The following is a 22,850-nucleotide window of genomic DNA, read 5'->3' as shown; positions in this document are numbered from 1 at the left end:
AGTCAGAAGATAAACACGCGTAGATCGCATAACAAACGGGGACGAAGACATGAACGAAACGATTGCTGCGCGCACTGGAAATGTAGACCAGCGGCTAGGTAGAAAATTGCGAACCTTGCGGCTATCGAAACATTACACGCAGGAGCAGATGGCTCAAATTTTGGGCGTAACTTTCCAGCAAATTCAAAAATATGAAAAGGGAGCTAATCGAATCTCCGCAGGAAGCCTTTTTCTGGTGTGCGAGCACTTCAAAATTTCATCCGCCTACTTCTTTGAAGATCCACCTTGGGCAAATGACATTTCACTAACTGATCGTGAACTTTCCGTTGTGATCGCCTTAGCCCAAATCTCACCCAACTTACGTTCGGCCATTGAGCAATGTATTAGCGCTGCCGCCAAGATAACCAAAGAGGCAGCATAATTTCAGAAAGCCGACCCAATCAGTTCAACTTTCTACGACTGGGAAATGTCGTTTGATCTCAATAATAAACTTATCAGCAATCTTCTCGAAGCCGCCCTTAGTAGGGTGAATTTCATCGCCCCATTCATTATCTGCCAAGGTTCCCGGCGTATCGATCAGGTGAAAATGGGGATATTCTCCGGCAATTTTTTTGAGGACTTCACGGTGCTGGCCAATTAACCACCGCGCAAAAGACCGCTGCCCCGCACTGTCGATCAATCCACGCGCTGCTAAAGCCGGATAAATCCACGGCCCCAATAGCCCCTGATTCAAACATTTAACTTTGCCGTTCACGTTGGGAATCGGGTAGTCATAGCAATGGGTAATGATGTCGCATTCAGGGCGTAGGTCGTCCCTAATCTGAATCAAATCTCGGTAATAAAATTCAATAAGGGTGAACGCAGCGTGCATTGCTTCTTTGTTGATGACCGCCTCCCAAGGATCATTGGAAGACACGGTGTTTAGCAGCGGAAAAAGCCGGTCCCCAACGATGTCATTTCCTCCTCCGCTAAATAGCAATAAATTGAAATCCCATTTGCCCAAATAGTACTGCAAGCGGCGACGTTGTTTTCCCGATAGCATCGCGCTGAGTTCGTCCCCATTGGTCTCCAATCGCATCAAAATCATATCCAGTTTCCGGTCCAGAATATCCATAGTGCTTGGACGTAATTCTTTGGGGAAAGCAAACCAAGAATCACCTTCGGACAGCACGAGAGGGCGGCCTTTTCCATCACGTTTTTCCCGGCGGAGTTTTTCCAAAAAACGCTGATAACGCGTTTTAGGCTTAGGTCTTTTTCGGGATGATGGCATGGCAGTGTTTTTTGAGATGTAAGCGTATCGCTAAGAACAGAGATTTATCTCAATCAAAGCCTCCAACGATTGTCAATATTCATCACATGTAATGTTCAAATATTTCAGATCAATGTCTTAGATAAATACCCTCACCAATAAGTCGTCCCAGTCCCCAATCGACTTGTCCCCATGCTGTTATCGGCCACCATCTTTCCCTAAGGAGAGACGTCTGCGGATAAATCTGATCGGGGTAATGGCAACACATCGGAGTTCAGTTGGGATACTGATGGGAACAAAATGGGGACATGGGTGCAGCAAGCTAATAACTGAATACGGGAATGCTGTGGGAACAAATCGGGGACAATGGTAATGCTAGATCATGGCTAGAACTTGGGAACCTTGCGCTTGCAAGAGCGATTCAAGGCGGGTGCATACTTCACTCTTTTACAGGTACATTGCGCGCGGGAGAACCACTCTCATCCGACGGTCAATCGGCAAAAAGAAACCCGGATCACTCCGGGCTTTTTGATGTGGAATTAAACTCTGCCAAAGTTTTTTTAAATTGTAGTTTAAGCTTCCGATCTGGCATACCCGCTTTCACCTACGGCTGACGATCGTTTCAATGAGGCCATATAAGCTCTTAATCACTACGATTCCTACCACCTACCGCCGCCCCAAAGTTCGCTACATATGACCGCAAAGAAATGGCGAGCGAGATAAGTCTTTATATCAACTGATCCTGGGATCACTAACTCTCCAGCGTATTCATGGTATTCAAGAATTTCCTCATAATGGTCGTCGAAAAAATGCTGCGCTGCATCGACTTCGGCTAATTGCTCAATAATGATAGTTCCGTCCTGATTAACGCCATTGTAAGTCACGCTCTTGCAGACTTTCATGGGATCAAATTGTTGAAGTAGTATTTCGGCAACTGCTCGACGCAGTTTTGATTCTTCTTCGTTCTCATAAATGGCACCACGCAGTCCATCGCAGAATTCTTTAAGATTCTGGCTGTATACAGCATGGCTTTCGGCGCGCTCGGCGGGGGCCTCATCATGCAGGTATTGTGACTCCGACTTATCCGATTGATTGTTCCAGATACGCTTGAGTTTTAGCTTGAACATAATTGTCATCCTTTCACTCGGTTGGGTTATCGATCCTCAGGTTACATCCTCAATAAGGGAAGAGGGTTCACCTGTGCGTGAACCCTTGCCCTTCGGCGAGAACGGGGTGGCAAGGCGCAATTAGCCTATGGGGGTATCTCCCGGCTTTGTCCCGCTATTCGACATCATTGAATGCCGCTTGAACACATTGAGCAAAGCGGGAGAAAGTTGGGGGAGGCTGGTTGCGCCGCGCCAGGGGCAGCGCCCCTTAGTTTTAAACATGGATTCCAACCGCAGCGACGGGGACAACTCTAGCGCCTAGAACTAAATTCCGCTAAAAGCATCGCCCCCCGGATAAACGGCTCAGCGCGACCGTATTTCTCAGTGAAAGGATAATGCAATGCTTAGAATTACTGTAAGCGACTCAGAGGCGGGCGCGAAAAAATACTTCCAAGAAGCCCTGACCCGGGGCGACTACTATCTGGACGGGCAGGAAGCCGCTGGCCAGTGGGGCGGCAAGGGCGCGGCGATGCTCGATCTTAAAGGCGGCGTAACCAAGGAAGCCTTCATGAGGCTACTGTCCAATCGCCAACCGGATGGTTCCCGGTTAACGCCACGCGACGCTCTTAATCGCCGCCCCGGTTACGACTTCACTTTCGACGTGCCTAAATCGGTATCCATTCTTCAAGCTTATTTCACGGATGAGGCGATCACAGCGGCCCTGCACCGGGCGGTTGACGAAACCATGATGGAAATCGAGCAAGACATGCATACGCGGGTGCGGCGAGACGGTGCTTTCGAAGACCGCCCGACTGGCAATATGATCTGGGGAACTTTCACTCACTACACCTCTCGTCCAGCCCCAGCTATGCATGGACTAGCCGAAGGATTACCGGACCCGCACCTGCACGTACACGCCTACTGCGTTAACGCCACCTATGACCCGGTCGAGAATCGATTCAAAGCGGGTGAATTCATGCGAATTAAACGAGATGCACACTACTATCAAGCCGCTTTCCACACGCGCTTAGCTGGCGAGCTCCAGAAACTTGGTTATGAGATCGCCCCCACGAAGCACGCCTTCGAAATAAAAGGTATTCCCGCTACATCGATAAAGCGCTTCTCGCGTCGCACAAAACAGATCGAAGATTTCGCGGAAGAGCACGATATTCACGACCCAGAACGACGGGGACAACTCGGAGCAAAACTGCGAAGCGGCAAAGATAAAGACCTAACCATGACTGAACTACGGACGGCATGGACTCAAGCCATGGAGGGAACCGAAATGCACGAATTAGAGGCCGCTCAGATCAGCGCACAGGAATCACCCGACAAAGACGTAGTCATTGACTCCCACGCCACGCAGGACGCCATGTCATTTAGTTTGCTCCATGAACTCGAGCGTGTGTCCGAAGTGGGCGAAAAGCGCTTACTCGGGACTGCACTGCAAAGCGCCATAGGACGCACGGACATCGCGACGATGGTTGGCTCATACAGCGCCCATCCCGATATCATTCGTGGCGCTTACGGCGATGAAACCCGCGTAACTACATTGGCGATTCTAGAAGAAGAGCAGCGAATGATAGACTTAGCGCTGGCAGGACGCGGCCAATTCCGTCCTCTGGTAGAAGAACCTTATCAGTTCAAGGAACCCCTCTTGCGTGATCCTCAGCGGGACACAGACGAGCAACAGCGGGCAGCTCGGCATATCCTCTATAGCTGCGACTGGATAACGGGCGTCGTCGGCAAAGCTGGCGCGGGCAAAACAACTCTGCTCAAGGAAATCCGTGCTGGTGCGCGAGAAACAGGTTATGACATGGTCGTTGTCGCCCCAACTGCCGAAGCTTCTCGCGAGGTCCTCAGAGCCGAAGGATTCCATCACGCTGATACGGTTAAGCGATTGCTCGCAGACGAGCAAATGCAAGCAGGCTTGCGTGATAAAGTCTTGCTCGTGGATGAAGCGGGCATGGTTGGTACCAAGGACATGCTAGCGCTTCTGGAAACGGCGCGTAAGCAGGGCGCGGTGAAAGTGGTCCTTTCGGGTGACCCCAAACAAATTCGCTCAGTGCCGCGCGGTGATGCCCTGCGAACTTTACAAGCGTTCGGGGGCGTGGACTTGGCTCATCTCGGCAAGATTCAGCGGCAGCGTGACCCCGCGCTCAAGCAGGCCGTGGAGGCCATTGCCGAAGGACGAGTCGCCAAAGGATTCCGCCTACTGGAGGATCACGGAGGGATCATTGCCAAAGATAGTGAAGACCGCATGCGAGCACTGGCGCAATCCTACGTCGAAACCGTCCAGGAAAAGCGTGGTCGCTTCCAGAAAACTGCTTTGGTCATTTCGCCGACACACCGCGAAGGCGAACAGGTCACCCGGCATATTCGCGAGCAGCTCAAGGAAGCCGGTCAAATCTCAGGTCAGGAGCGAACCTTTTCGCGGCTTGTTCCCTTGGCGACAACTGAAGCAGAACGTGCTGCACCAGAGACCTACCAGCCGGACATGTTGGTGCGATTTGGTCAACAGTGGGGTGACTTTAAGAAGGGACAGATCGCCGCAGTGGATATGAATGACCAAGGTAAGGCGCATTTGCGCTCCCCAGGTGGGTTTCTCTCGCCACTGCCGCTCAAGGCCGCCACTCACCTTGAACTCTACCGAAGAGATACAATTCGACTGGCCGCTGGCGATAAAGTCCGCGTCACCGCCGGGGCCAAGCTGGACCGGGGACCGGGGTTGCGGCCACTCGAAATGGCTCGTGGTGGGACCTACCAGATCGCTGATTTCGACTGGGCGGGTAATATTGTGCTCACCAACGGCGCGACCCTTTCACAGGATTTCGGGCATATCGCTCATGGTTACTGTATCACGGCGGATTCTGCTCAGGCCAAAACTGTCGACCGGGTATTCGCTTCTATCGGCGAAAACTCTCTCAGCGCAACGGATCTGCGCCGTTTTTATGTGGCAATCAGCCGAGCTAGAGAAGAAGCGCGCGTCTTCACCCATGATCGGCAAGAGCTGATGGAGGCGGTTATGCGCGATGCGCCACGGCGCAGCGCAATCGAATTGGCTGGAATCGACCGGCGTGAATCATTCACACGAGAGCAAGCCATTCGCCTCGCTCACGATCAATATCGTGATCGTGAGAATCATCGCACACGAGAACGCAATAACCGTAGCCGAGAAAGGGACATCGATGAATGATCGCCGCCATCTACTAGACCGAGACATTGAGCGCGAACGCCTGCGCAGGGCCGAATCCCGTGAATCTCGCAGCCCAGCGACCGGATGCTACGAAGAGGTCGGCGCAGACAGTCGCACGGTAATTCGCTTGGTCCTCAATCTTAAGAACGGGCTACAAGTCTCTTATCCCTATGCGAATATGAGCCTAGTCGAATTAATCAGTGCTGGTCGTCTGGCAATCCATGGAACTTGCCCTATCGTCGAGCGCATTGAGATTGAAGGTAAGAACCTCGAGCCGCTCGCCCGTCTGCTCGCACTCCAGCGTCTCTCTTCCGTATCTGTGCGCTCGCGGACCGCATTTTCCACGGATTATACGCAAATTACATGCATCCGCATTATTAAGGACTAAAGCGACTAACTTTTCCACAGCGGGGTCAAAATCGCCGGGTGCAACTATAGATTAGTAATCAAGGTTTGGCTACAACCCATGCCCATGGAATTAGCAACTTATCTCATCGAGAACCATCTCACCCCGGTTGAATTCGCTCGAGCTATCGGCGTCAAGAGCCGGTCCACTATTCCCCGTTACCTCTCAGGCGAACGCATGCCCACGGGCGCAATTGTGCGGCGTATTGAGACTGCTACCGGCGGCAAAGTCACTGCTCGCGACCTTCGTCACACCTATCTGGAAAGGCAGAATAGGCCACGCTTTACGCGGGAAATAGAAGATCCAACACCCTTTCCTTGGTCGCGGCACGAGTGGGAAGAGGACGAGGAGGCTGAAGCAGCACTGCGCACAATGATTGCCGAGGCGCGCGAGGGAGACTGCGCAAGTCCCCCGCTCCAACTAGCGATTGATGAGTTGGGAGATGCGGTGACCACCGACATTGAACAGCGTCACTTCCAATTGCATGGTCGACTCTCCGATGCCCAGAGTCTCGTTCAGTTCGCGAATGACGCACGCACAAAGCGCGGAGAACCGCCCATTGACTATCCAGGTGTCCGGCCAATTTACGTGAACAAGAAAAAGGACCGCCCGTATGGTTACGGGCGGCAAGTGGTTCAGGAGGATAGCTGATTAGACGGAGTCCGCTGTATCATGAACATTTTCGTCCTTAGGCTTTGGCGGTAGTAATACCAGACGGTCACCGAGTGGTTGCGCATCCAGCAAAACGGTAAAGCCTTTGCCTTCCTTGTTAGCGAACGCCACGCCCAGTCGGAACCAATTCGTCCGTCCCTGCTTCTCCGTCACTGAGTGCACTTCGAAGTCTGGGGCATTTTTGGTTTCAGTTGATTGAGTCATAAAAGAGTCTCCTTTTGTTGGTTCGGGCTCGCGACCATCGCGGCCTTCATGCCTGTCTTATCGGGCAGTAGGAATAGAGCCGACCTGTCAACCGAAACCCGGAAGGTTCACGCATGCGTGAAAGCCGGGTTGGCAGGTTGCGGGGTGGGTCGCCTCTGCCAGACAGGCGCATGACCAAGGCCGCAAGATCGCCGAGACTACCCATTAAAAGGGGCAAAGTTGACTCGAAAATGAAAACGCTCCGTTCTGTAAACTGGGGATGCACACATCGAGCCTATTGACCTGGATGGCCAAATGTTCTATAGTAAATGTAATGACATTTTGAGAAAGGGGATTGTCATGCTTCATCCTAATGAAGTTGTTACACTCAGTCATGAGGGACGGATCAAAGCTATCCTAGATATTTACGGAACTGAGCTTGATGGCATGATTCACGCCGCTCGCTTATGGGGGCTGCATCTGGATAGTCCTAAAATCGACAAGCACGGTATGTTCGTTAACGCCGAGACACTTCTGCATGTGGAGTGCGAAGGCGCAACGGCTTCCATCACCGTGGCCGAAGGCCAATTTCAACATTGGGCCATGAATTGGATGCTTACCTTTGACGGCGCTGAGCATACTGCAGTCGCACCGTCAATCTGGAATCCAGTGATGTATACCTCTCGCCCCAATGCGTACGCGATAGCACTGGGTGTCATTACAGAACGCCTGTACTTTCGCTACGGAGAACGTAAACAAGGAACCCTCAGTCAACAGGCTGCTGCTAGCGTGTTGTTGGATAAGCTTGGCGGATTGAACCCTGTAGCGCGAGACAATGCCCGCTATAACGCGAACGAACAACTCATTCAAGAGGAACCCCGGTTGGCCATTTATCGGCAGGTCGCTTAAATTTCCATTTCCGGTCCATCTCGATCACGCTCATCATCCCGATCTTGCTCAAAGGGTGGACGCAAATGTTCCCGGAGATGATCAGGACAATCCAAGTAACTGTAATCCCTTTCTTCTTGGCTAAGGGAGACGGTTTTTGCTTCACCCTCCCGCTTCAAGTGTGCGTGTCGCTCAGGTTTTGAAAAGCCTGACTCCCGTTCCTGGTCCGTCATCTTTAATTCGTGAATGGCGTCGGGATACTTTTCTGCATAGGCTTTCAGTCGGTCATCATCACGCAGCTTTTCACTCGCCAGAAAAACTTTGCCGAGCTTGTGGTCAGGCAGTTGGTCCGGCGTAATCGCGTAGGCGTAACTAAATTCCCCTCGGCCCAGCATTGCCTCTTTGGCTCCCATGTTCACGTCCGTGGTATCTGGAACCATACCATCCACCCTACTAATTTCATTTTGCCGAAACTCCACCCGGTCGAGACGATGATCTCTTCCTCCCGAAAGATAACTGTACGAGCTCGTGTTGCGCACATGCGTTGAATCCCGGTCAATACGCAACTGTTCGCCTTTGGCCACTGTAAGAGATTGTCGCTCGAATATTTCGAAAGAATCCGCACGATCCAGTGGCAACTCTCCGATAGTCTGATCTTCGCCCCGCAACAAGACGTCTTTTCCGTTACCCTCAACCTTAGGGGCGGGACCGATGATTTGCGCCCGTTCGCCTTCACGGAATTTATCAACATCCCGGGTGAACCGAACTTCCATACGCTTATCAACATCAGAGTACATTTCGGGATTGGATTTCTCGGCTGGGGTCCAAAGTTTCCGCTCATCCCAAGTTACCGTTTTTTCCTTGGTGTCCAAACCGCCGAGCATTTGCAGGTGCTCACGAACCTTCTCATTGATCTTCTTCGCCTCTTCGGCGTTTTCCACCACGATAGATCCTTTATTCGTTCGGCGGCCAATATCATTCTTCTGCTCTAAATACTCGGCCAATTCTCGAACCATTCGAGCCTCCGCCTTTTCCATAGCAGCTGGTTCCTCCGCATAATGACGGTAATCACGCTGCCCCCATCGTGACGCTGCCTCTTCGCCACGTTCCTCCTCTCGATCTTGATCACTTGCGCTCATCAAGCTTTCGATAATGGTTTTAGCCTGTCTCAGGCGGTTTTCCTGCTCAGGGTCATAATATGGATCATTCATATTATTAATTACGTGTAGTGAAAAGAAAATTTCCGGCCCAGACAAAAAAAGCCGGGATCCAACGATCCCGGCAGACATGAGAAGAAGTATAGTCTATCGTTCTCTGGCTGGAAAGGCGACCAATTGACCGTCGAATTTACGAATCGGAAGTGCATCGAGTTTAATACTCAACCCGTTCCCATTAACGTGATTCCAAGCAGCGCCTAGCTGAATTAAGCGGGTCTTATCCGGCGCGAGTTCTTCACTCTGATAAATATAATAGTCGGGTTGACGCCCATTGCCGTTTTTATCTGGGGCGGTGGTTTTGTCGGTCGTTTTAGGAGTGGATTTCTTGGCAGGCATAGTGCGTTCCTTTCGTTTCAAGTGAAACCTAGCCTATAGCCGGTTTTACTGGGGACAGAAACCTCTCCCATACTATCGTCATCCAATAAAAGCCCGGCCACCGAAGCGGGTGACCGGGCGTAGTGACTAATTTATGGATTCCGCACCGGTAATCATGGCGGCAGCCTTGCTGGCCTGTGCGGCGGCAATAACCACCAGACGGGAATCAGACTTAATCGCCCGCGTCCATCCCTCCAGATAAGCGGCTTGGTTCTCGATAACACTGTTATCGATTCCACACTCGGCGCAGAGAAACGCTGAGGCCATTTCAGCCACCAACTCCTCACGCCCATATGACTGTGAACCAAAGAAACCGGTCAAATCCCGATTAAGCCGCTTTTGAATGCCAGTCGCATGCCCCAGTTCATGGAACAAAGTGGAGTAATATTCCTCAGCACCATGAAAGGACTCCGGACGCGGCATGGTCACCCGGTCACTGGTTGGGCAATATGCAGCGGCTCGAAATCCATGTTCGATGGCCGGGCCGGTTCGCCATCCTTCAATAATGGCAGTCGCCTTTTCAATCGGCGAGAATTCCACTGACTCAGGAATTGCCTGTGCCGGAAATTCTATCCCGTCAATTTGTCGGGCATTAAAGACCGTGTAGGAACGCAAAAAGCGAATGCGCTTGGTCTCTGCATCGGGGTCATTTTCGTTCTCCATCTGCTTCTGTCCCCAATAGACAACTGGCAAGCCCTTTTCGCCTTTCTTGACGGTTCCCCCCAATTCCTTGGACTGTTTGAAGGTCAAGAAATACGGGCTTTCAAAGGCCATAGCCTCTAGTAGAAACAGATTGATGCCGCGATACTCGTTGCGACTCAGAAAATTCTGAGCCCTGAGGCAACTCCGGTTCCAGGGGCGTTTCCATGGGCAAACGCCCTCTTCCATTAGTTTAAGAATGCGTTCAGTCACTTTTTCATAAGGTGTCGATTTCATCATTTCTCGCTTGTTGGGTTTGGTTCTGCGGTCCTCCCCCCTCAGTTTGAGGAGGGTTCGCCGCTGCGAACCTTGCCCTTCGGCGAGAACGGGGAGGCAAGATGCCAGGGAGGGGGATCACCCGGCTTGCACAAGCGGGAGTGAAACGGAAGCGCGGAAAGTTGGGGACACCCTTGCATCGCGCTAGGGGCAGCGCCCCTTAGTCGAATCCCTTCTACTCGCTATAGTATTCACCCATTGCAGTCCCCGAATGATCCCGCTATAAATGGCGGGTGAAGCACCCGATCAATAAGCCACTGCTATCCCTACGTACCGAAGCCGCCTTTGAGCGGCTATTCCCTGATGTATCGACTAGGAATCCCCGAGTATGCCTCTACTGGGCCGCCGCCGCAATGCATGCGCTCCATGACGCTGGCCTAAATCCTACGCTTCAAGCCGGAACGCTGAATTGGCCCATCACGCCAACTCACCTTGACGATGGTATCAGCCCCACCCATTTTTCCTACGAATTTGAGCCCGAACACCCGCTGAGCTTATTAGCCATGGCAACGGGAAACCTCCCCGAAATGCATGTATGGGTAAAGCTCCAGGACACGGGCGAAACCATCGATTTCACTACTCGATTTCTGAAAGAGCAATTTTCCCAGATGACTTGTGGCCTCAAATGGCGCACTCCCGAGCCACCAAATACACTCTGGAGCAAGAAGCTACCTCTCAACGTATTTTACCGCCCTGATCCACGCGCCATTGAGATTGCTCATCAGGCACTTAAATTGATGAAGATTTCCTTACCCCAACATCCCAGAATCCAGACCAGTCGATCCCGGTAACCAATTACTCGAAATCCATTCGGATTATTCCAAGGCGACATACGTAGTTGATAGTGAAACAGATGCATTAAGTTGCTCACTTGAGCAATGCGGAATTGCATCACGGCCAACAAAACATCATCATCAATCCAAACGCTTAACTCACATGATTTCCCACGTTTACAAACCCAAACGCAAGAAGAACGGCAAAACAATTGTCAGCCGCAACTACCGGGGGCGCTACCGACTCGATGGCGACTTCGCCGTCACCGAAATCGCTCTCAGGACAACTGATAAGCAGGTCGCCGAAAAGAGGCTCGCCGAGATCATCAAAGAATTGGAACAAGAGCGCGTCGGCATCATTGCGCCCAAACTCCAGCGTGATTCAGCCGAGAAATCATTAGAATCCCACGTTAAAGATTTCCTAGCCGATTTGCGGGCCATTGGGCGAACCGATAAGCACATCGACTTACTTCGGCGGCGTTTTAAACGCTTAATCAGCGACGAAGGATGGACAAGGCTCAGCGATGTCACTGCTAATAACTTCACGCAATGGCGTAGCGCCCAAGCCGATTTAAAGCCCAAAACACTCAACGACTACCTGAGCGCCGCTCATTCGCTGATGAATTGGCTGAAGGATCAAGGCCGCATCACCGACAATCCCCTCGATACGATCAAGAAAGTCGATACACGGGGGAAACAGGCCAAGCGCCGCGCCTTTACCGACGATGAGTTACAGAAGCTTTTGGCCATAGCGGGCAGCAACCGTCTCCTCTACTTGACAGCCGCTTACACCGGACTCCGTTTAGGGGAACTGCGTCAAGTGTTACGCGCCGATGTGGTCTTTGATCGCGAGCGCCCCCACATCAAGGCCAGAGCGATCACGACCAAAAACCGCAAGGACGCCTTGGTCCCCCTCCATCCCTTACTCGTCGAGGAATTCAATAAAGTCTGGCCAAAAAATCCCCAGATGGATGAACCGGTCTTTACCATTATCAAGCAGCCAGACGCGCAATTTCGCCGTCATCTAGAGAGGGCCGGAATCGCCCGCATCGACGCGTTGGGACGTAAAGTTGATTTCCACGCTTTGCGCTACACCTTCGCCACCAAGCTCGCAAAAAGTCAGGTGTCTCAACGATTGGCTCAAGAACTCATGCGCCACAGTGACCCCAAGCTGACTGCCATGATCTATACAGATGCCACGCAACTGCCCACTTTTGATGCGGTTGCCTCGATTGGCTGGCACCAAAACGATTGCAAACCAACCGTGGAAGATGACCCACAAATAGACCCACAAAACACAGACTTTTGGGGTCTTTCTCTGTCACAGTTTGACAAAGAATACGAGGACATTTCAATTCCTGAAATCCTTGTTTATCATCCACTTAGTCCCGCTTTGGCACCTGTTGGCACGGGGGGACAAATGGTACTCAGGGCGGGAGTCGAACCCGCACACCCGAAGGCACTGCCACCTGAAGACAGCGTGTCTGCCAATTCCACCACCTGAGCAAGAGTGAAGAGATGTATTCAAAGCCACGAATGGGCCGTGTCAAGTGCGGTTTCGTAAATATCGTAGCCTTACAAGGGGGGGGGGGGCGAATTGGACTCAGGGAGAAATCTAGCAATGTCGACTAAATGCCGCTCGCGCTGACCACTGGGTAAACGAACAAACCAAGGGTCCAATGGGCGTGTCAAATCAATGGTTTCTTCAGGTAAATCATCTTCGTCAAAATCGATTAGGTCAACTGGGTCAATATCGTCATCAAAAGCCAGTGAAAGGCGGCGGGGCTGGGGCTCAAGGATCAAGGCTGGGTTGGCAACTCGGCCTTTTTTTACGAGTTCAAAAAGACAAGGAAAGCGTTCCTGTTCGTAGGCAAGGCGGAAGTCGCTGAGCCACTTATTGGGCACATCAAGCCGGCGATTGAGTAATACCGCATCGGAGAAATGAATGCATGCCCGATGCCAGAGTTCGAGCTTCGGGTTCGCGGAAACAAGCATACAATGGACCACCGTAACAATACGCGCCAGCGTGTGACCAGTGCGGCTCAACCACTCGCTAAAGTCCTCCACTGCATCAATTGGGTTACCGCGACCGGGGGCGATGAGAAAGGCCGTCTCCGCATCTTCAGGAATGCTGGACTGCGCAAGCGTGGCGTAGGCAAAGATCCGGTTGGTGGCGCGGGCAGCCAATTGTTCATCGGCGGGGGAATCCGGTTCCGTTTCACAGTGGCCCACGGCGACGATTTCGTCATCCGCGAACCCACCTTCAATTAAATCGCGTACGACTTCACGGCGACCAGCACCTTCCGCCCCGAGAATTAAATAAACGTCGGCCATGGAATTACTTTTAAGCGAGGTGCTGAATTTACCAAGAATTATTCGCGTGGTTCGCTGTAGAATTTCCTAAATTGAGCGGCCACATCCGTATTTATTTTATGCGAAGGAAAAAGTGCCACATTGCGCTTCCTGGCGCATCCAGTGATCGACGAGGACCAGCGCAGTCATGGACTCGACAATCGGCACTGCACGCGGGACAACGCAAGGATCATGTCGCCCGCGGCCCATTAGTTCGGTTTCTTGGCCTTGCAGATCAACCGTTGCCTGATTTTGGATAATCGTAGCGGTCGGCTTGAAGGCGATGCGGAAATAAAGTTCCTCGCCATTGCTGATGCCGCCTTGGACGCCACCAGAGCGATTAGTTTCCGTGTGAATCTCCCCTCCCCGATTGATAAATCGATCGTTGTGCTCACGGCCAGTCAAACCGACGCTGCCAAAGCCGCTACCAACCTCGAAGCCTTTCGTCGCTGGGAGCGAGAGCATTGCCTTAGCCAAATCTGCCTCCAGGCGGTCGAAAACCGGGACGCCCAGACCGGGGGGGAGTCCTCGCACGCGACAGCAAATAACGCCGCCAACACTGTCGCCTTCGTTACGTGCTTCCTTAATGCGTGCGATCATTTTTTCCGCCGTATCAGAGTCGGGGCAACGCACAGCAGTGGCCTCGACTTCTTCTAGTGTCGGAAATGCCAAATTAGGACCGTTGGGGCCGTCTTGGCCGGGAATGGTAATGTTGTGGACGCGCTCAATGTAAGCGCAAATCTCAACCGGGCTTTTCGATCCAAGCCGAAGGATTTTCTTGGCGATTGCTCCTGCAGCGACGCGACCAATGGTCTCTCGAGCAGAAGAGCGGCCACCGCCTTCGTGGTTACGAATGCCGTATTTTGACTGATAGGTGTAATCCGCGTGGGAGGGGCGGAACTTCGACTTCATCTCGGCGTAAGCCTCTGGGCGATGGTCGGCATTTGGCACGGTGATCGCAATTGGGGTGCCTAAGGTGAGGCCTTCGTAGACGCCAGACACGATGGTCGCGGTATCCGTTTCCTTACGTGGCGTGGTAATATCACTCTGGCCGGGGCGACGACGATCCAGTTCGAACTGGATATCTGCCTCACTAAGAGGCAGCCGGGGGGGGCATCCGTCGACAACGACGCCAATGCCGCCGCCGTGGCTTTCGCCCCAAGTCGCAATGCGGAAGAGAGAGCCGAAGACGCTTCCCATTAGTCTATCACTTTCGCTTGGTCCGCGTCGCCGGTTTCGGAGAAATCCATACCAAAGCCGTCGTTGACCGACGTCGTCGTGGATTCACACCCGACTAGCATGCTAGCGAGTAAAATAAGAAGAACTGCCAATGGCTTCATAGGCCAATTGGATTGCAGAATGTCCACGTAATCAAGCGCTTATTGCGTCTTGATGCTGCGTTGGAGCATCTTGTAGTCGATCGTTCCAGCGCCAGGCTCAGGCATGCTCTTAGGAACTGGTGCCGACTTAGTCGCGGGGACAGATGTCGATCCAGGCTTGGCGACTGGCTCTGGTGCGGTGTATTCTACCATGCTCTCAACCTTGGCTGGATCGGGCTCTGGATCGGCTACCGTCTTACAAGGCGGGTAGAACGGAACTTCGCCATTGGCCATTTCTTCCGTTGGGTACCAAGTTTCACCAGCATTCAGGCCCATGTCCTTCTGGACATGATCATGGAACTGGATGCCGTCGTTCACAAAGAACTGATTGGTGTTGTATAGAAAACGCTGCATCGCGTCCGTCTTGTTCACGTCACCATTCCATGTGGCATCAAGATGCTCATCTGGTCGGAGGATACCCCGATCATTCATGGCGCAACCTGATAAAAGCACAACGCCAGCTATGGCGCCGGCAACAATCTTATAGTTTCCCAGCATAGTGTGTAATATACAAAAGCGAGTCGCGACACGGCGCAAGCTAATATTCAGCCTGTCATCAGGTGAAGAAAAGTGTTGAAATTGGGGCGCTGCTACCGTGGTCTTGTCGATGGCCGGGTCCTGTGCAACGTCGAACCGGTGAATCCCCCCAGATCCGGAAGGAAGCAAGGGCAGCTAGGATTCACGTGTGCCGCAGGGTGCCTGGCCACTTTTTATTTTCCTCTTCCCACTGCTAGTGGGAAGAACCTCCCGTCCAATGAGTTTACAAATTGTCCTAGTCGGATCCGAATCCTGGCTTAGCAGCTTACGGCGTTGCGGGAATTTTTTTCGGGTCCGCATTGGTCGAAGAAAGCACAATCAAGCCCTGACAATAGAGATTAATTTGTTGCGAGGCGTGTTTTTCGCGGGGTTTGCATTTCTGGCTCTCTATTTTTTGGGCGGGCTGGGGCTGTATCTCTGGCGGTCGAAGATGCCTCATAATCAAATCACTTATGCGGATATCCTTCTGGCACCGGTCGACATGCGGGGTCTCGTCAAAAAGCAAGGAAAGACGCAAATCCTACAGGCCCGCGACAATTTGAAGAATGGTCAGGTCATGGATGCCTTCTATAAATACCGTTCAGGTATAAGGCGCCTGCCCGACGATCTCCAAGCACGCTTGGAGCTTTCGCAATTCTTCGTGGCCGCTGGTTTTATGGTCGAGGCCACTGACTTGCTGGTTGAAGGGCTGGATTACGGGTTCCCCAATGATCCGAATTACATCAACCAGTTACTAGCGTTAACCCAGCATACGGATAACAACCCAGCCTTGCTGAAGGCCATTCCCACAATTTTAAGGTACCCTGAAGTTGCTAGCAATAAAGCTTCACGGGTGGCTTTGATGAATTTGCTCCTCCGTGCTCAAATCGTCGAGCGAGACTACGCCGGGGTCATTGAAACGTCTGAGCGGCTCAACGAAGAAGAGCTCAGCCAGCAGTATCATGACTCGATCCTCTTCGCCTACTTGAGGATGGGTTCTTACGACGACGCCACTCAATATATGGAAAGCCTACCGGAAGAGGTAGCGGCAGCGCCCAATTTGGTCCTTATCAAAGGCTACTTACTACAAGCTCAAGATGATGATGCCGGTGCCCGACGTATCTTTCATCGCTTATTCCGCGACCACCCCAACGCCTGGCGCTCTCATTTGGACGCAGTTATGCTGCTCCTGAATCAAGGTGATGAAGCGGCAGCAGATTCCCTGATCGACCTTTACTTGGCAGTTCATCGACGCAACGGCTCGGCCCTCACAGGCCTAGCGGGCCAGCTGACGGATCTGCCGGACTCTACCCGAGTAATGCGGGTGATTGGTAGCGCCCGCACGGATGCGCCTGAGCTAGTAGGCTCCATCTGGTTCTATTACGTCCAGGCACTGATGACCGAAGGCAAATTTGCAAAGGCCAAAGCTGAGATGGATAAGCTAAGCCCTGCGGCACCGAAAGATCCTGCTGCCGCGAGCATCTTTAAAGCCTATGACCACATACTCAATGCAGCCATTGCGCGCAGCGCTGGTGAATACGCCACCTTGGTCAAATACCTTGAAACGAACCGATTGAATATGGAAATCTATTGGGAAGCTGGGGAAGCGATGCGTAAGATTGGTGCTTACGACACAGCGGAATTGGCCCTCAATGCGGGACTCACCGAATTTCCCTTCAGCCAATCACTCTCCGAGCTGCGTAAAACGGTCCTCAAGGAACAATCGGAATCCGACATGCATTCTCGCCAAACAATTGCATCAGTTAAATCTGACGGATACCAAAATCAGCGTATTCATAGCGATCCGCTGCAAAGTCGCCTAGTTGGCGACAAGCCTGAGACCAATGACCTCCAAAGTCTGATCGGTGACGAAAAACTTCAGGGCATCAAATTGACCGACGAAGATCTGCGTAAATCAGACCGCTAACGAACGGCTTTCAACGGTAGGGCGAGGAGTGCGCCATCGGTCAAATTGCACAAACTGAAAAGATGAGCCAATTGTGGTTTACACCACCACCCGGGGGGGGGGGGCGTTAGGTGCATAGAGTAGCTTACTGCTGGATTTAGATTCGCTTTGCACGGAGGCAAGATGATGCTTACACCAACCTATTTCAGTCTGATTGATTCACTGACATCACGTATATCGCCATGCTCCGCTATCTCATCGGCCATCTCCTACTGATCACGCTGACCGCCCCATGGATATTTCTCGCCGTTGGCCAGGAAACCATGGTTGCCGGGCTGCCGCTGTGGGTCATTTACAGCGTGGCTGCATCGGTGGTTTACGCAATCTTCGTCGCCATCAGCTACGGACGGTTATGGAATCGAGCGGGTGGCCAGGAGGGCGTTGAATGACGTACCTCGCCATAACCACTGAGGCTGACTCCCCCTTTGGCGCGGGCGGCATTATCGTGGTCGCAATTTACTTGGGCCTCATGATTGCCTTTGGTCTGGCCGGACGCTTTGCGCGCAAGGAAAATTCCCTCGGAGACTTCTTCCTCGGCGGGCGCAGCCTTGGTTTTTTCGTTTTGCTGATGACTCTCTATGCGACTCAATACAGCGGTAACACCCTAATCGGCTACGCAGGAAAAGCCTATCGATCCGGCTTCGAAGTCCTCGTGAGCCTGCCCTTCATGATGGCGGGCATCGGCTTCTACCTGCTCTATGCGCCCAAGCTGCAACGCCTTTCCCGTGAGGGGGATTTCATCACGCTGGGTGACTACATCCAGCGGCGCTACAATCACCGATGGCTGACCAGCCTGATCGCGCTTTCGGGAATCGTCGCGCTGGGCAATTTCATGATCACCAACCTCAAGGCCATGGGGGAAATGACGGCCGTCGTGGCGGGCGATTACCTGACGCCAACGCAAGGCATCCTAATTCTAGTGGTGATCATTCTGATTTACGAAACACTGGGCGGCTTACGCAGTGTCGCCTGGACGGATGTCTTGCAGGGGCTACTGTTGCTGATCGGTTGCACGATCATCTTCACCGCCACGTTATCAAACCTTGGTGGAGTGTCCGGCGCGGCGGATAAATTACACGACGTGCGACCTGATTTCTGGGAACCGCTTTCCACGATGAGCTGTGTTGGCTGGGTCTCGTCGGCGCTGATCATTTCTTTGGGATTCTCACTTTATCCGCAGGCGATCCAACGCATCTACGCGGCGAAAAGCCCCAAGGTACTGCGACGTTCCTTGCAGGTCATGGTCTTCATGCCGCTCGTCACCACGTTGCTTATGGTCACGATTGGCGTGCTGGGCAACATCGCCCACCCTGGCCTCGACACCCAATCCAGCGGGGGTATCACGATGCTGGTGCTCGGTGATTACGCAGCTTCTCACCCGGCGGCCAAATGGGTCGTGTTCGTATTCGTTGCCGCAGTGATTGCCGCCATAATGTCAACCGCCGACAGCATCCTCCTCGCAATTGCTTCATCGGCCACGCAGGATTTCTTCCGCCCACTGTTTAAAACCGACGATCAGAAAAAACTTACTTTGCTTGGCAAAGTAATCTCAACCGGGGTCATGATCATCTGCGTCTTGTTGGCCACCGAGCTGCCGCAAAGCATTTGGAAACTGATTGAGATCAAGACCGAGCTCCTCGCCCAAACCGCACCCGCGCTCATCTGCGGCCTGCATTTTAAAAAGCTACGCGCGGGCCCAGTGTTGGCGGGCTTTTTGGCGGGAACGATTTTTACGCTGATCTTCCAAGTTGGCAGCATTGTGACCGACAACGCCATCCCCGGAAAACCGTTTCACATCCATGCAGGCCTCTGGGGCGTGTTGCTAAACTTTGCGTTGGTCTGGATCGGCAATTGCTTAGCGGCGCGAAACAGCAACCCAGTAAAGCAAGTTAGCCAAGGTTAAAACGAAGGCGGCAACGTAGGTGAAGCCAGCAGCATTGAGCGTCTTGACGACGCCAGGCAACTCATCCTGCCCAACAATGCCTAAGTTCGCAAGTTGCACACGCGCACGCTTGCTGGCGTCAAACTCTACGGGCAGCGTGATGAATTGAAACAACGCGATTATCGCATAGCAAATGATGGCGACTTTGATGCCAACCATGTTCGCGGCGAGAAACGGTAGGAAGAGGCTGCCAAAAATCATGAAGGGCAACACTTTGGAGGCAATGCCAGTGATCCCGTTGAGGCTCATCCGCATTTCCAACGCCTTATAGCCAACTTTGTGCTGGATCGCGTGGCCAGCCTCGTGCGCGGCAACGCCCACTGCCGCAAGACTGTTGCCACGATAGTTCTCACTTGAGAGCGCCAAGCGCTTATGAGCGGGGTCATAGTGGTCAGTCAAGTGGCCACTGATCTCAACGATATCTACATCATAAATGCCGGCATTGCGCATGACGGCAGACGCGGCTTCCGCACCCGTAATACGACTGCGTGTCGGCACGCGCTTCCATTTGTTGTAAGTGCTACTGACGCGATGCTGTGCCCATAGGCCGAGGAGCATCGTCGGCACGATCAAAAGTATAAATAGTCCCATGGTATTGTCTGATTGGAAAATGATAAATTGTTTGGAAATGAATCAGCAGGTGCAGTTCCAATTCAAGCCGACCAAACCATTACCCTACCAGGCCAGATAGCAAGCGGACAGCGCGGTTTCTCGTCGAAGCGGCAGCGCGATTCATGCCCGGCCGTTCTGTCTCATTGAGACGTGCGAGTGGGACATTTTGTTCCAATCATAAGCTTAGTCTGCCAGCACAATTTTACCATCGTCCATGCTGAGAATGCTCGCCAACGACTCAACGGAGACCTCGGCAAAGCCGTTTGCGTGTAAATAGGCGCGGCCACCCTCGAAGGCTTTCTCCACCACGCAACCCAAGCCCACTGGCGTCGCGCCCGCCTCACGCACCAGATTCAATAGCGCGGCTGACGTTTGCCCACGGGCCAGAAAATCATCGATCACCAACACACGATCGCCTGCCAATAGAAACTCCGCTGACACGACTAGCTCATTAGTCCCCCCTTTGGTGCGACTCGCGGCTTCAGCCAAGTAAACAGGCCCCGACATGGTTACCGGGCGTTTCTTGCGCGCATAGACTACGGGCACATTCAGCGCCAGACCAGTCATCACTGCTGGTGCGATGCCGGAGATTTCTGCCGTGAGGATTCGGGTGACGCGTTGCGATGCAAAACGACGCGCGAATTCTTGACCGAAGGCCTGCATAACCTCGGGCAGGATCTGGTGGTTGAGCAAAGCGTCGACCTTCAAAATGCCATTACCGAGGTTGCGACCCTCGGCGGAAATGAAGTGGCGAATATATTCTACGGCGTTTATCATTAATGTTGTATATTGAACTCATTAGTAGCAGATTATTTTTATGCCTACTCACAAAAGTTCTTTATCTCGTTGGATGTGTCACGCATCTATTTTAGTACTAGCTGCATTGTCCGTTAGTGCCCAAACCCGTCGTGAAACCACCCTGACAAACATTGACGGTGCCGCTGCCCTCAAGCAGTTGATGGACGGCAATGAACGCTTTACCAAGGGTGAAGAAAAAAATCCCGACCGCGATAAAGCCGCCCGTGCCAAGACCGCAACCAGTCAACGCCCAATGGCGATTGTCTTGAGCTGCTCGGACTCCCGCGTTGCCCCAGAAATTTTGTTTGATGCGGGTGTGGGCGATTTGTTTGTTGTCCGCGTAGCGGGCAATACACTGACTCTCGAAGGTCAGGCCAGCATGGAATACGCCGTGGCAGTTCTCGGCTGTCCTTTAGTCATCGTACTCGGCCATGAAAGCTGTGGTGCGGTAGACGCAGGCATTCAGGCTTATAAAGACAACGCCACATTCCCAGGCCGTATCGACTCCCTGCTCGATAGCATTGAACCAGCCGTCGCCATTGCGAGCGCCAAAGGCCCAGTGACAATGGAACATGCCATTGACGAAAACGTCGCCTACGCCACTCAGTCGGTAAAGATGGCTGGCACAATTCTCTCCAAGGCTGTGGCTGAAGGTAAGTTGACCGTCGTTGGCGGCGTCTACCACCTAGACTCTGGCAAGGTCGAGATCCTCGACGCAAACTAAGCAGGCAACACTTAAGACTTTTACTAGGGCGTGTTCAGGTAAATGGGCGCATCGAAGATTAGCGCAACGAGAATAACACGGTGAACATGAGTGTCCAGTTTTTCGAAACGAGAGAAGATCCTGCGGAATCCTTTGAGTCTTCGGAAGAATCGCTCAACCTCGTTGCGTCGTTTGTATAGTTCACGATCATACTCCCATTTATTGAGCCGATTCATTTTGGGCGGCACGACTGACTCCAGTCTCAAATCGAAGACGAGTTGGCGAGTCTCGTCCCCCTTGTAAGCGCGATCCATGAATAATGGCTTTCAGAGATTGAGGACGCCCTGTGGCCCACTGTTTGAGCAGGTTTCGTCCTTCTGTTTTATCTCGGCGAGAGGCACAAGCCATCGGACAGCACTTTGATCGAAGTGCTGTCCAGCGAACCCACCGTGATCTTGAAATGGATAAGTTGCTTTTGTTGCAACGCCTCAAAAACACGTGCCAGAACACCGCTGTCAGCCCAGGCGCGCATCCGCGAATAGATCGTGTGCCAACCGACCAAAGCGCTCTGGAAGTCGACGCCACTTCGCTACGTTTTCGGCTATGTAAAGGATTGCGTTAATTACTTCCAAATTGCTGTAGCGCAAGCTCCCACGCGGCTTCGGAAATCAATCAGACATTAGTTCGTAGTGTTCTTCGCTTAATTCCACTACAGTAGTTATCATCTCAATGGCTAAACTAATTTAACTGAACAGGCCCTAGCTCAGTCCCAAAATAAAACAAGAATCGATGGGGAAACGTGTGGGTAACACCGAAATTAGCCAGTTTGTGCCAGATATGAAGTGAAGTAGTTACCGCGAAACCTATCGACTAGAAACACCCCGTTAATCGAAGTCACCTTATTATACATTTTAGCGAATGAGAGCATGCGCGAAGAACGTCTTCGCGCCCCCTCCTTTAGAGACTGCGCAGCGATACGGATCACCGCATGTGAGCCAGTCTCAAGTCCCAGAGGAGCAACCAACAGTTCACAACCGGAGGAATCTTCCGTCCTCACTAGCTCCACGGAGAAATCCTCGGAATCACACCGCACCACCTCAATGACCACTGAGTCATCTTCTGGATCGAGCTTGACCGTTTTAGTTGTCAGCCCGTCTTCCTGGTTCCAGACGAGCAAACTCGGTTTGATAGCAAGAAATTTGGGGATTTCAACTTCCAGCCCCAGCTTGATGTCCGGTTGCCCTGAATTGTCAGTATGTACCGTCACCCAAATGTTCTTTCGACGATCCAACGCTTGGGCAGTATCTCGAACCTGCCGGCGGTATCTGAGCGTTTGACGATGTGCAGATTTATTTTGCGGTGACGTTTTATTTGCGCGGCCCAATCAATGAGCTTTCCTGCATAGCCACCATCGGCCCAAATGATTTTGAGCCATCCAAAGCGCTTGGCCAAGAGACCGAGCAAAAGCTTTGCGCCATCACGGTCCTGAATGTTCGCTGGGTGGACGACCGCCAACAACACCAGCCCTAGCGTGTCCACGAG

Annotated in this window: 24 protein-coding genes, 1 tRNA gene, 1 other RNA gene and 2 pseudogenes; 12 read left to right on the top strand and 16 right to left on the bottom strand. The window is 52.5% G+C overall.

The features are described 5' to 3' along the window. Positions 1–49 precede the first annotated feature (49 nt). Positions 50–421, top strand: a complete 372-nt coding sequence (locus tag IE065_RS03005) for a helix-turn-helix domain-containing protein (RefSeq protein WP_189511689.1) — start codon at positions 50–52, stop codon at positions 419–421. A 24-nt stretch (positions 422–445) separates the two neighbouring features. Here the strand turns inward: IE065_RS03005 and IE065_RS03000 are convergent, their stop codons facing one another. Both IE065_RS03000 and IE065_RS02995 read right to left on the bottom strand, forming a co-directional pair. Continuing rightward, positions 446–1,270 carry an SGNH/GDSL hydrolase family protein gene (locus tag IE065_RS03000; protein ID WP_189511687.1) on the bottom strand — a complete coding sequence of 275 codons (825 nt, stop codon included), beginning with the start codon at positions 1,268–1,270 and terminating at the stop codon, positions 446–448. Positions 1,271–1,908: 638 nt separating this feature from the next. Further along, a complete protein-coding gene (locus IE065_RS02995; protein WP_189511685.1) occupies positions 1,909–2,376 on the bottom strand; it encodes a hypothetical protein in 468 nt (155 codons plus the stop codon). 379 nt (positions 2,377–2,755) lie between these two features. On the opposite strand from IE065_RS02995, the gene mobF reads away from it, so the two are divergent. The 3 genes from mobF (at position 2,756) to IE065_RS02980 (ending at position 6,608) form a co-directional block, all read left to right on the top strand. Next, complete coding sequence (mobF, locus tag IE065_RS02990) at positions 2,756–5,551, top strand: MobF family relaxase (RefSeq protein WP_189511683.1); 2,796 nt, start codon at positions 2,756–2,758, stop codon at positions 5,549–5,551. Then, positions 5,544–5,939 carry a hypothetical protein gene (locus tag IE065_RS02985; protein ID WP_189511681.1) on the top strand — a complete coding sequence of 132 codons (396 nt, stop codon included), beginning with the start codon at positions 5,544–5,546 and terminating at the stop codon, positions 5,937–5,939. Before mobF ends, IE065_RS02985 begins: the two co-directional genes overlap by 8 nt. Before the next feature lie 78 nt (positions 5,940–6,017). Beyond that, entirely contained in the window at positions 6,018–6,608 is a 591-nt protein-coding gene (locus IE065_RS02980; protein ID WP_229792046.1) for a helix-turn-helix domain-containing protein, read from the top strand. Here the strand turns inward: IE065_RS02980 and IE065_RS02975 are convergent, their stop codons facing one another. Further along, entirely contained in the window at positions 6,609–6,833 is a 225-nt protein-coding gene (locus tag IE065_RS02975) for a hypothetical protein (protein ID WP_189511677.1), read from the bottom strand. Between the two features lie 339 nt (positions 6,834–7,172). Here IE065_RS02975 and IE065_RS02970 point away from each other — a divergent pair, with 339 nt between their 5' ends. Beyond that, positions 7,173–7,721 (top strand): hypothetical protein, encoded by a 549-nt coding sequence (locus IE065_RS02970; protein WP_189511675.1) that lies wholly within the window; start codon positions 7,173–7,175, stop codon positions 7,719–7,721. Here IE065_RS02970 and IE065_RS02965 read toward each other — a convergent pair. The 3 genes from IE065_RS02965 to IE065_RS02955 form a co-directional block, all read right to left on the bottom strand. Next, positions 7,718–8,911, bottom strand: coding sequence for a hypothetical protein (locus tag IE065_RS02965; protein WP_189511674.1), 1,194 nt, complete (start codon positions 8,909–8,911; stop codon positions 7,718–7,720). The genes IE065_RS02970 and IE065_RS02965 overlap by 4 nt on opposite strands. Before the next feature lie 93 nt (positions 8,912–9,004). Then, on the bottom strand, positions 9,005–9,253 hold the full coding sequence (locus IE065_RS02960) for a hypothetical protein (RefSeq protein ID WP_200163381.1): 249 nt from the start codon (positions 9,251–9,253) through the stop codon (positions 9,005–9,007). Between the two features lie 126 nt (positions 9,254–9,379). Continuing rightward, on the bottom strand, positions 9,380–10,231 hold the full coding sequence (locus tag IE065_RS02955; RefSeq protein WP_189511670.1) for an ArdC family protein: 852 nt from the start codon (positions 10,229–10,231) through the stop codon (positions 9,380–9,382). Positions 10,232–10,500: 269 nt separating this feature from the next. Between IE065_RS02955 and IE065_RS02950 the strand changes: the two genes are divergently transcribed. Together IE065_RS02950 and IE065_RS18335 are read left to right on the top strand one after the other, a co-directional pair. Continuing rightward, entirely contained in the window at positions 10,501–11,058 is a 558-nt protein-coding gene (locus tag IE065_RS02950; protein WP_189511668.1) for a hypothetical protein, read from the top strand. Positions 11,059–11,203: 145 nt separating this feature from the next. Then, positions 11,204–12,181: pseudogene (locus tag IE065_RS18335) on the top strand (tyrosine-type recombinase/integrase); the annotation flags it as partial. Between the two features lie 280 nt (positions 12,182–12,461). Here the strand turns inward: IE065_RS18335 and IE065_RS02940 are convergent. From IE065_RS02940 to IE065_RS02920, 5 genes are all read right to left on the bottom strand, one after another. Next, positions 12,462–12,546 (bottom strand) — tRNA-Leu (locus tag IE065_RS02940). Between the two features lie 69 nt (positions 12,547–12,615). Continuing rightward, positions 12,616–13,374: a hypothetical protein gene (locus tag IE065_RS02935; RefSeq protein ID WP_189511666.1), complete on the bottom strand. Its 759-nt coding sequence runs from the start codon at positions 13,372–13,374 to the stop codon at positions 12,616–12,618. Positions 13,375–13,470: 96 nt separating this feature from the next. Continuing rightward, complete coding sequence (gene aroC / locus IE065_RS02930; RefSeq protein ID WP_189511664.1) at positions 13,471–14,592, bottom strand: chorismate synthase; 1,122 nt, start codon at positions 14,590–14,592, stop codon at positions 13,471–13,473. Beyond that, the gene (locus IE065_RS02925; RefSeq protein ID WP_189511662.1) at positions 14,592–14,732 is read right to left on the bottom strand and encodes a hypothetical protein; all 141 of its coding nucleotides are present in this window, start codon (positions 14,730–14,732) and stop codon (positions 14,592–14,594) included. Before IE065_RS02925 ends, aroC begins: the two co-directional genes overlap by 1 nt. A 39-nt stretch (positions 14,733–14,771) precedes the next feature. Further along, positions 14,772–15,203 (bottom strand): hypothetical protein, encoded by a 432-nt coding sequence (locus IE065_RS02920; protein ID WP_189511660.1) that lies wholly within the window; start codon positions 15,201–15,203, stop codon positions 14,772–14,774. A 177-nt stretch (positions 15,204–15,380) separates the two neighbouring features. Between IE065_RS02920 and ffs the strand changes: the two genes are divergently transcribed. The 4 genes from ffs to IE065_RS02900 all read left to right on the top strand — a co-directional run bounded on the left by ffs (position 15,381) and on the right by IE065_RS02900 (position 19,156). After that, positions 15,381–15,479: signal recognition particle sRNA small type (ffs, locus tag IE065_RS02915), an RNA gene on the top strand. Between the two features lie 46 nt (positions 15,480–15,525). Beyond that, on the top strand, positions 15,526–17,214 hold the full coding sequence (locus tag IE065_RS02910) for a tetratricopeptide repeat protein (RefSeq protein ID WP_189511658.1): 1,689 nt from the start codon (positions 15,526–15,528) through the stop codon (positions 17,212–17,214). A 221-nt stretch (positions 17,215–17,435) separates the two neighbouring features. After that, positions 17,436–17,642: a hypothetical protein gene (locus IE065_RS02905; RefSeq protein ID WP_189511656.1), complete on the top strand. Its 207-nt coding sequence runs from the start codon at positions 17,436–17,438 to the stop codon at positions 17,640–17,642. Next, positions 17,639–19,156, top strand: coding sequence for a sodium:solute symporter family protein (locus IE065_RS02900; protein WP_189511654.1), 1,518 nt, complete (start codon positions 17,639–17,641; stop codon positions 19,154–19,156). Before IE065_RS02905 ends, IE065_RS02900 begins: the two co-directional genes overlap by 4 nt. On the opposite strand, the gene IE065_RS02895 is transcribed toward IE065_RS02900, so the two are convergent. Together IE065_RS02895 and xpt are read right to left on the bottom strand one after the other, a co-directional pair. After that, the gene (locus tag IE065_RS02895; RefSeq protein ID WP_189511650.1) at positions 19,109–19,786 is read right to left on the bottom strand and encodes a zinc metallopeptidase; all 678 of its coding nucleotides are present in this window, start codon (positions 19,784–19,786) and stop codon (positions 19,109–19,111) included. The genes IE065_RS02900 and IE065_RS02895 overlap by 48 nt on opposite strands. A 204-nt stretch (positions 19,787–19,990) precedes the next feature. Further along, positions 19,991–20,584 (bottom strand): xanthine phosphoribosyltransferase, encoded by a 594-nt coding sequence (gene xpt / locus IE065_RS02890; RefSeq protein WP_189511648.1) that lies wholly within the window; start codon positions 20,582–20,584, stop codon positions 19,991–19,993. Positions 20,585–20,657: 73 nt separating this feature from the next. Between xpt and IE065_RS02885 the strand changes: the two genes are divergently transcribed. Further along, positions 20,658–21,329, top strand: a complete 672-nt coding sequence (locus tag IE065_RS02885; protein ID WP_189511646.1) for a carbonic anhydrase — start codon at positions 20,658–20,660, stop codon at positions 21,327–21,329. Positions 21,330–21,352: 23 nt separating this feature from the next. On the opposite strand, the pseudogene IE065_RS02880 reads toward IE065_RS02885, so the two are convergent. The 3 genes and pseudogenes from IE065_RS02880 to IE065_RS02870 all read right to left on the bottom strand — a co-directional run. Next, a pseudogene (locus IE065_RS02880) lies at positions 21,353–22,018 on the bottom strand (transposase). Positions 22,019–22,125: 107 nt separating this feature from the next. After that, complete coding sequence (locus tag IE065_RS02875) at positions 22,126–22,575, bottom strand: hypothetical protein (RefSeq protein WP_189511644.1); 450 nt, start codon at positions 22,573–22,575, stop codon at positions 22,126–22,128. Then, the coding region (locus IE065_RS02870) for a transposase (RefSeq protein ID WP_189511642.1) at positions 22,572–22,850 on the bottom strand (279 nt) is incomplete at its 5' end. The genes IE065_RS02875 and IE065_RS02870, both read right to left, overlap by 4 nt.

Source organism: Cerasicoccus arenae (assembly GCF_014651635.1).
Taxonomy (GTDB): domain Bacteria; phylum Verrucomicrobiota; class Verrucomicrobiia; order Opitutales; family Cerasicoccaceae; genus Cerasicoccus; species Cerasicoccus arenae.
The sequence above is the reverse complement of the archived record's forward strand: the minus strand, read 5'-3'. Positions and strand labels throughout refer to the sequence as shown.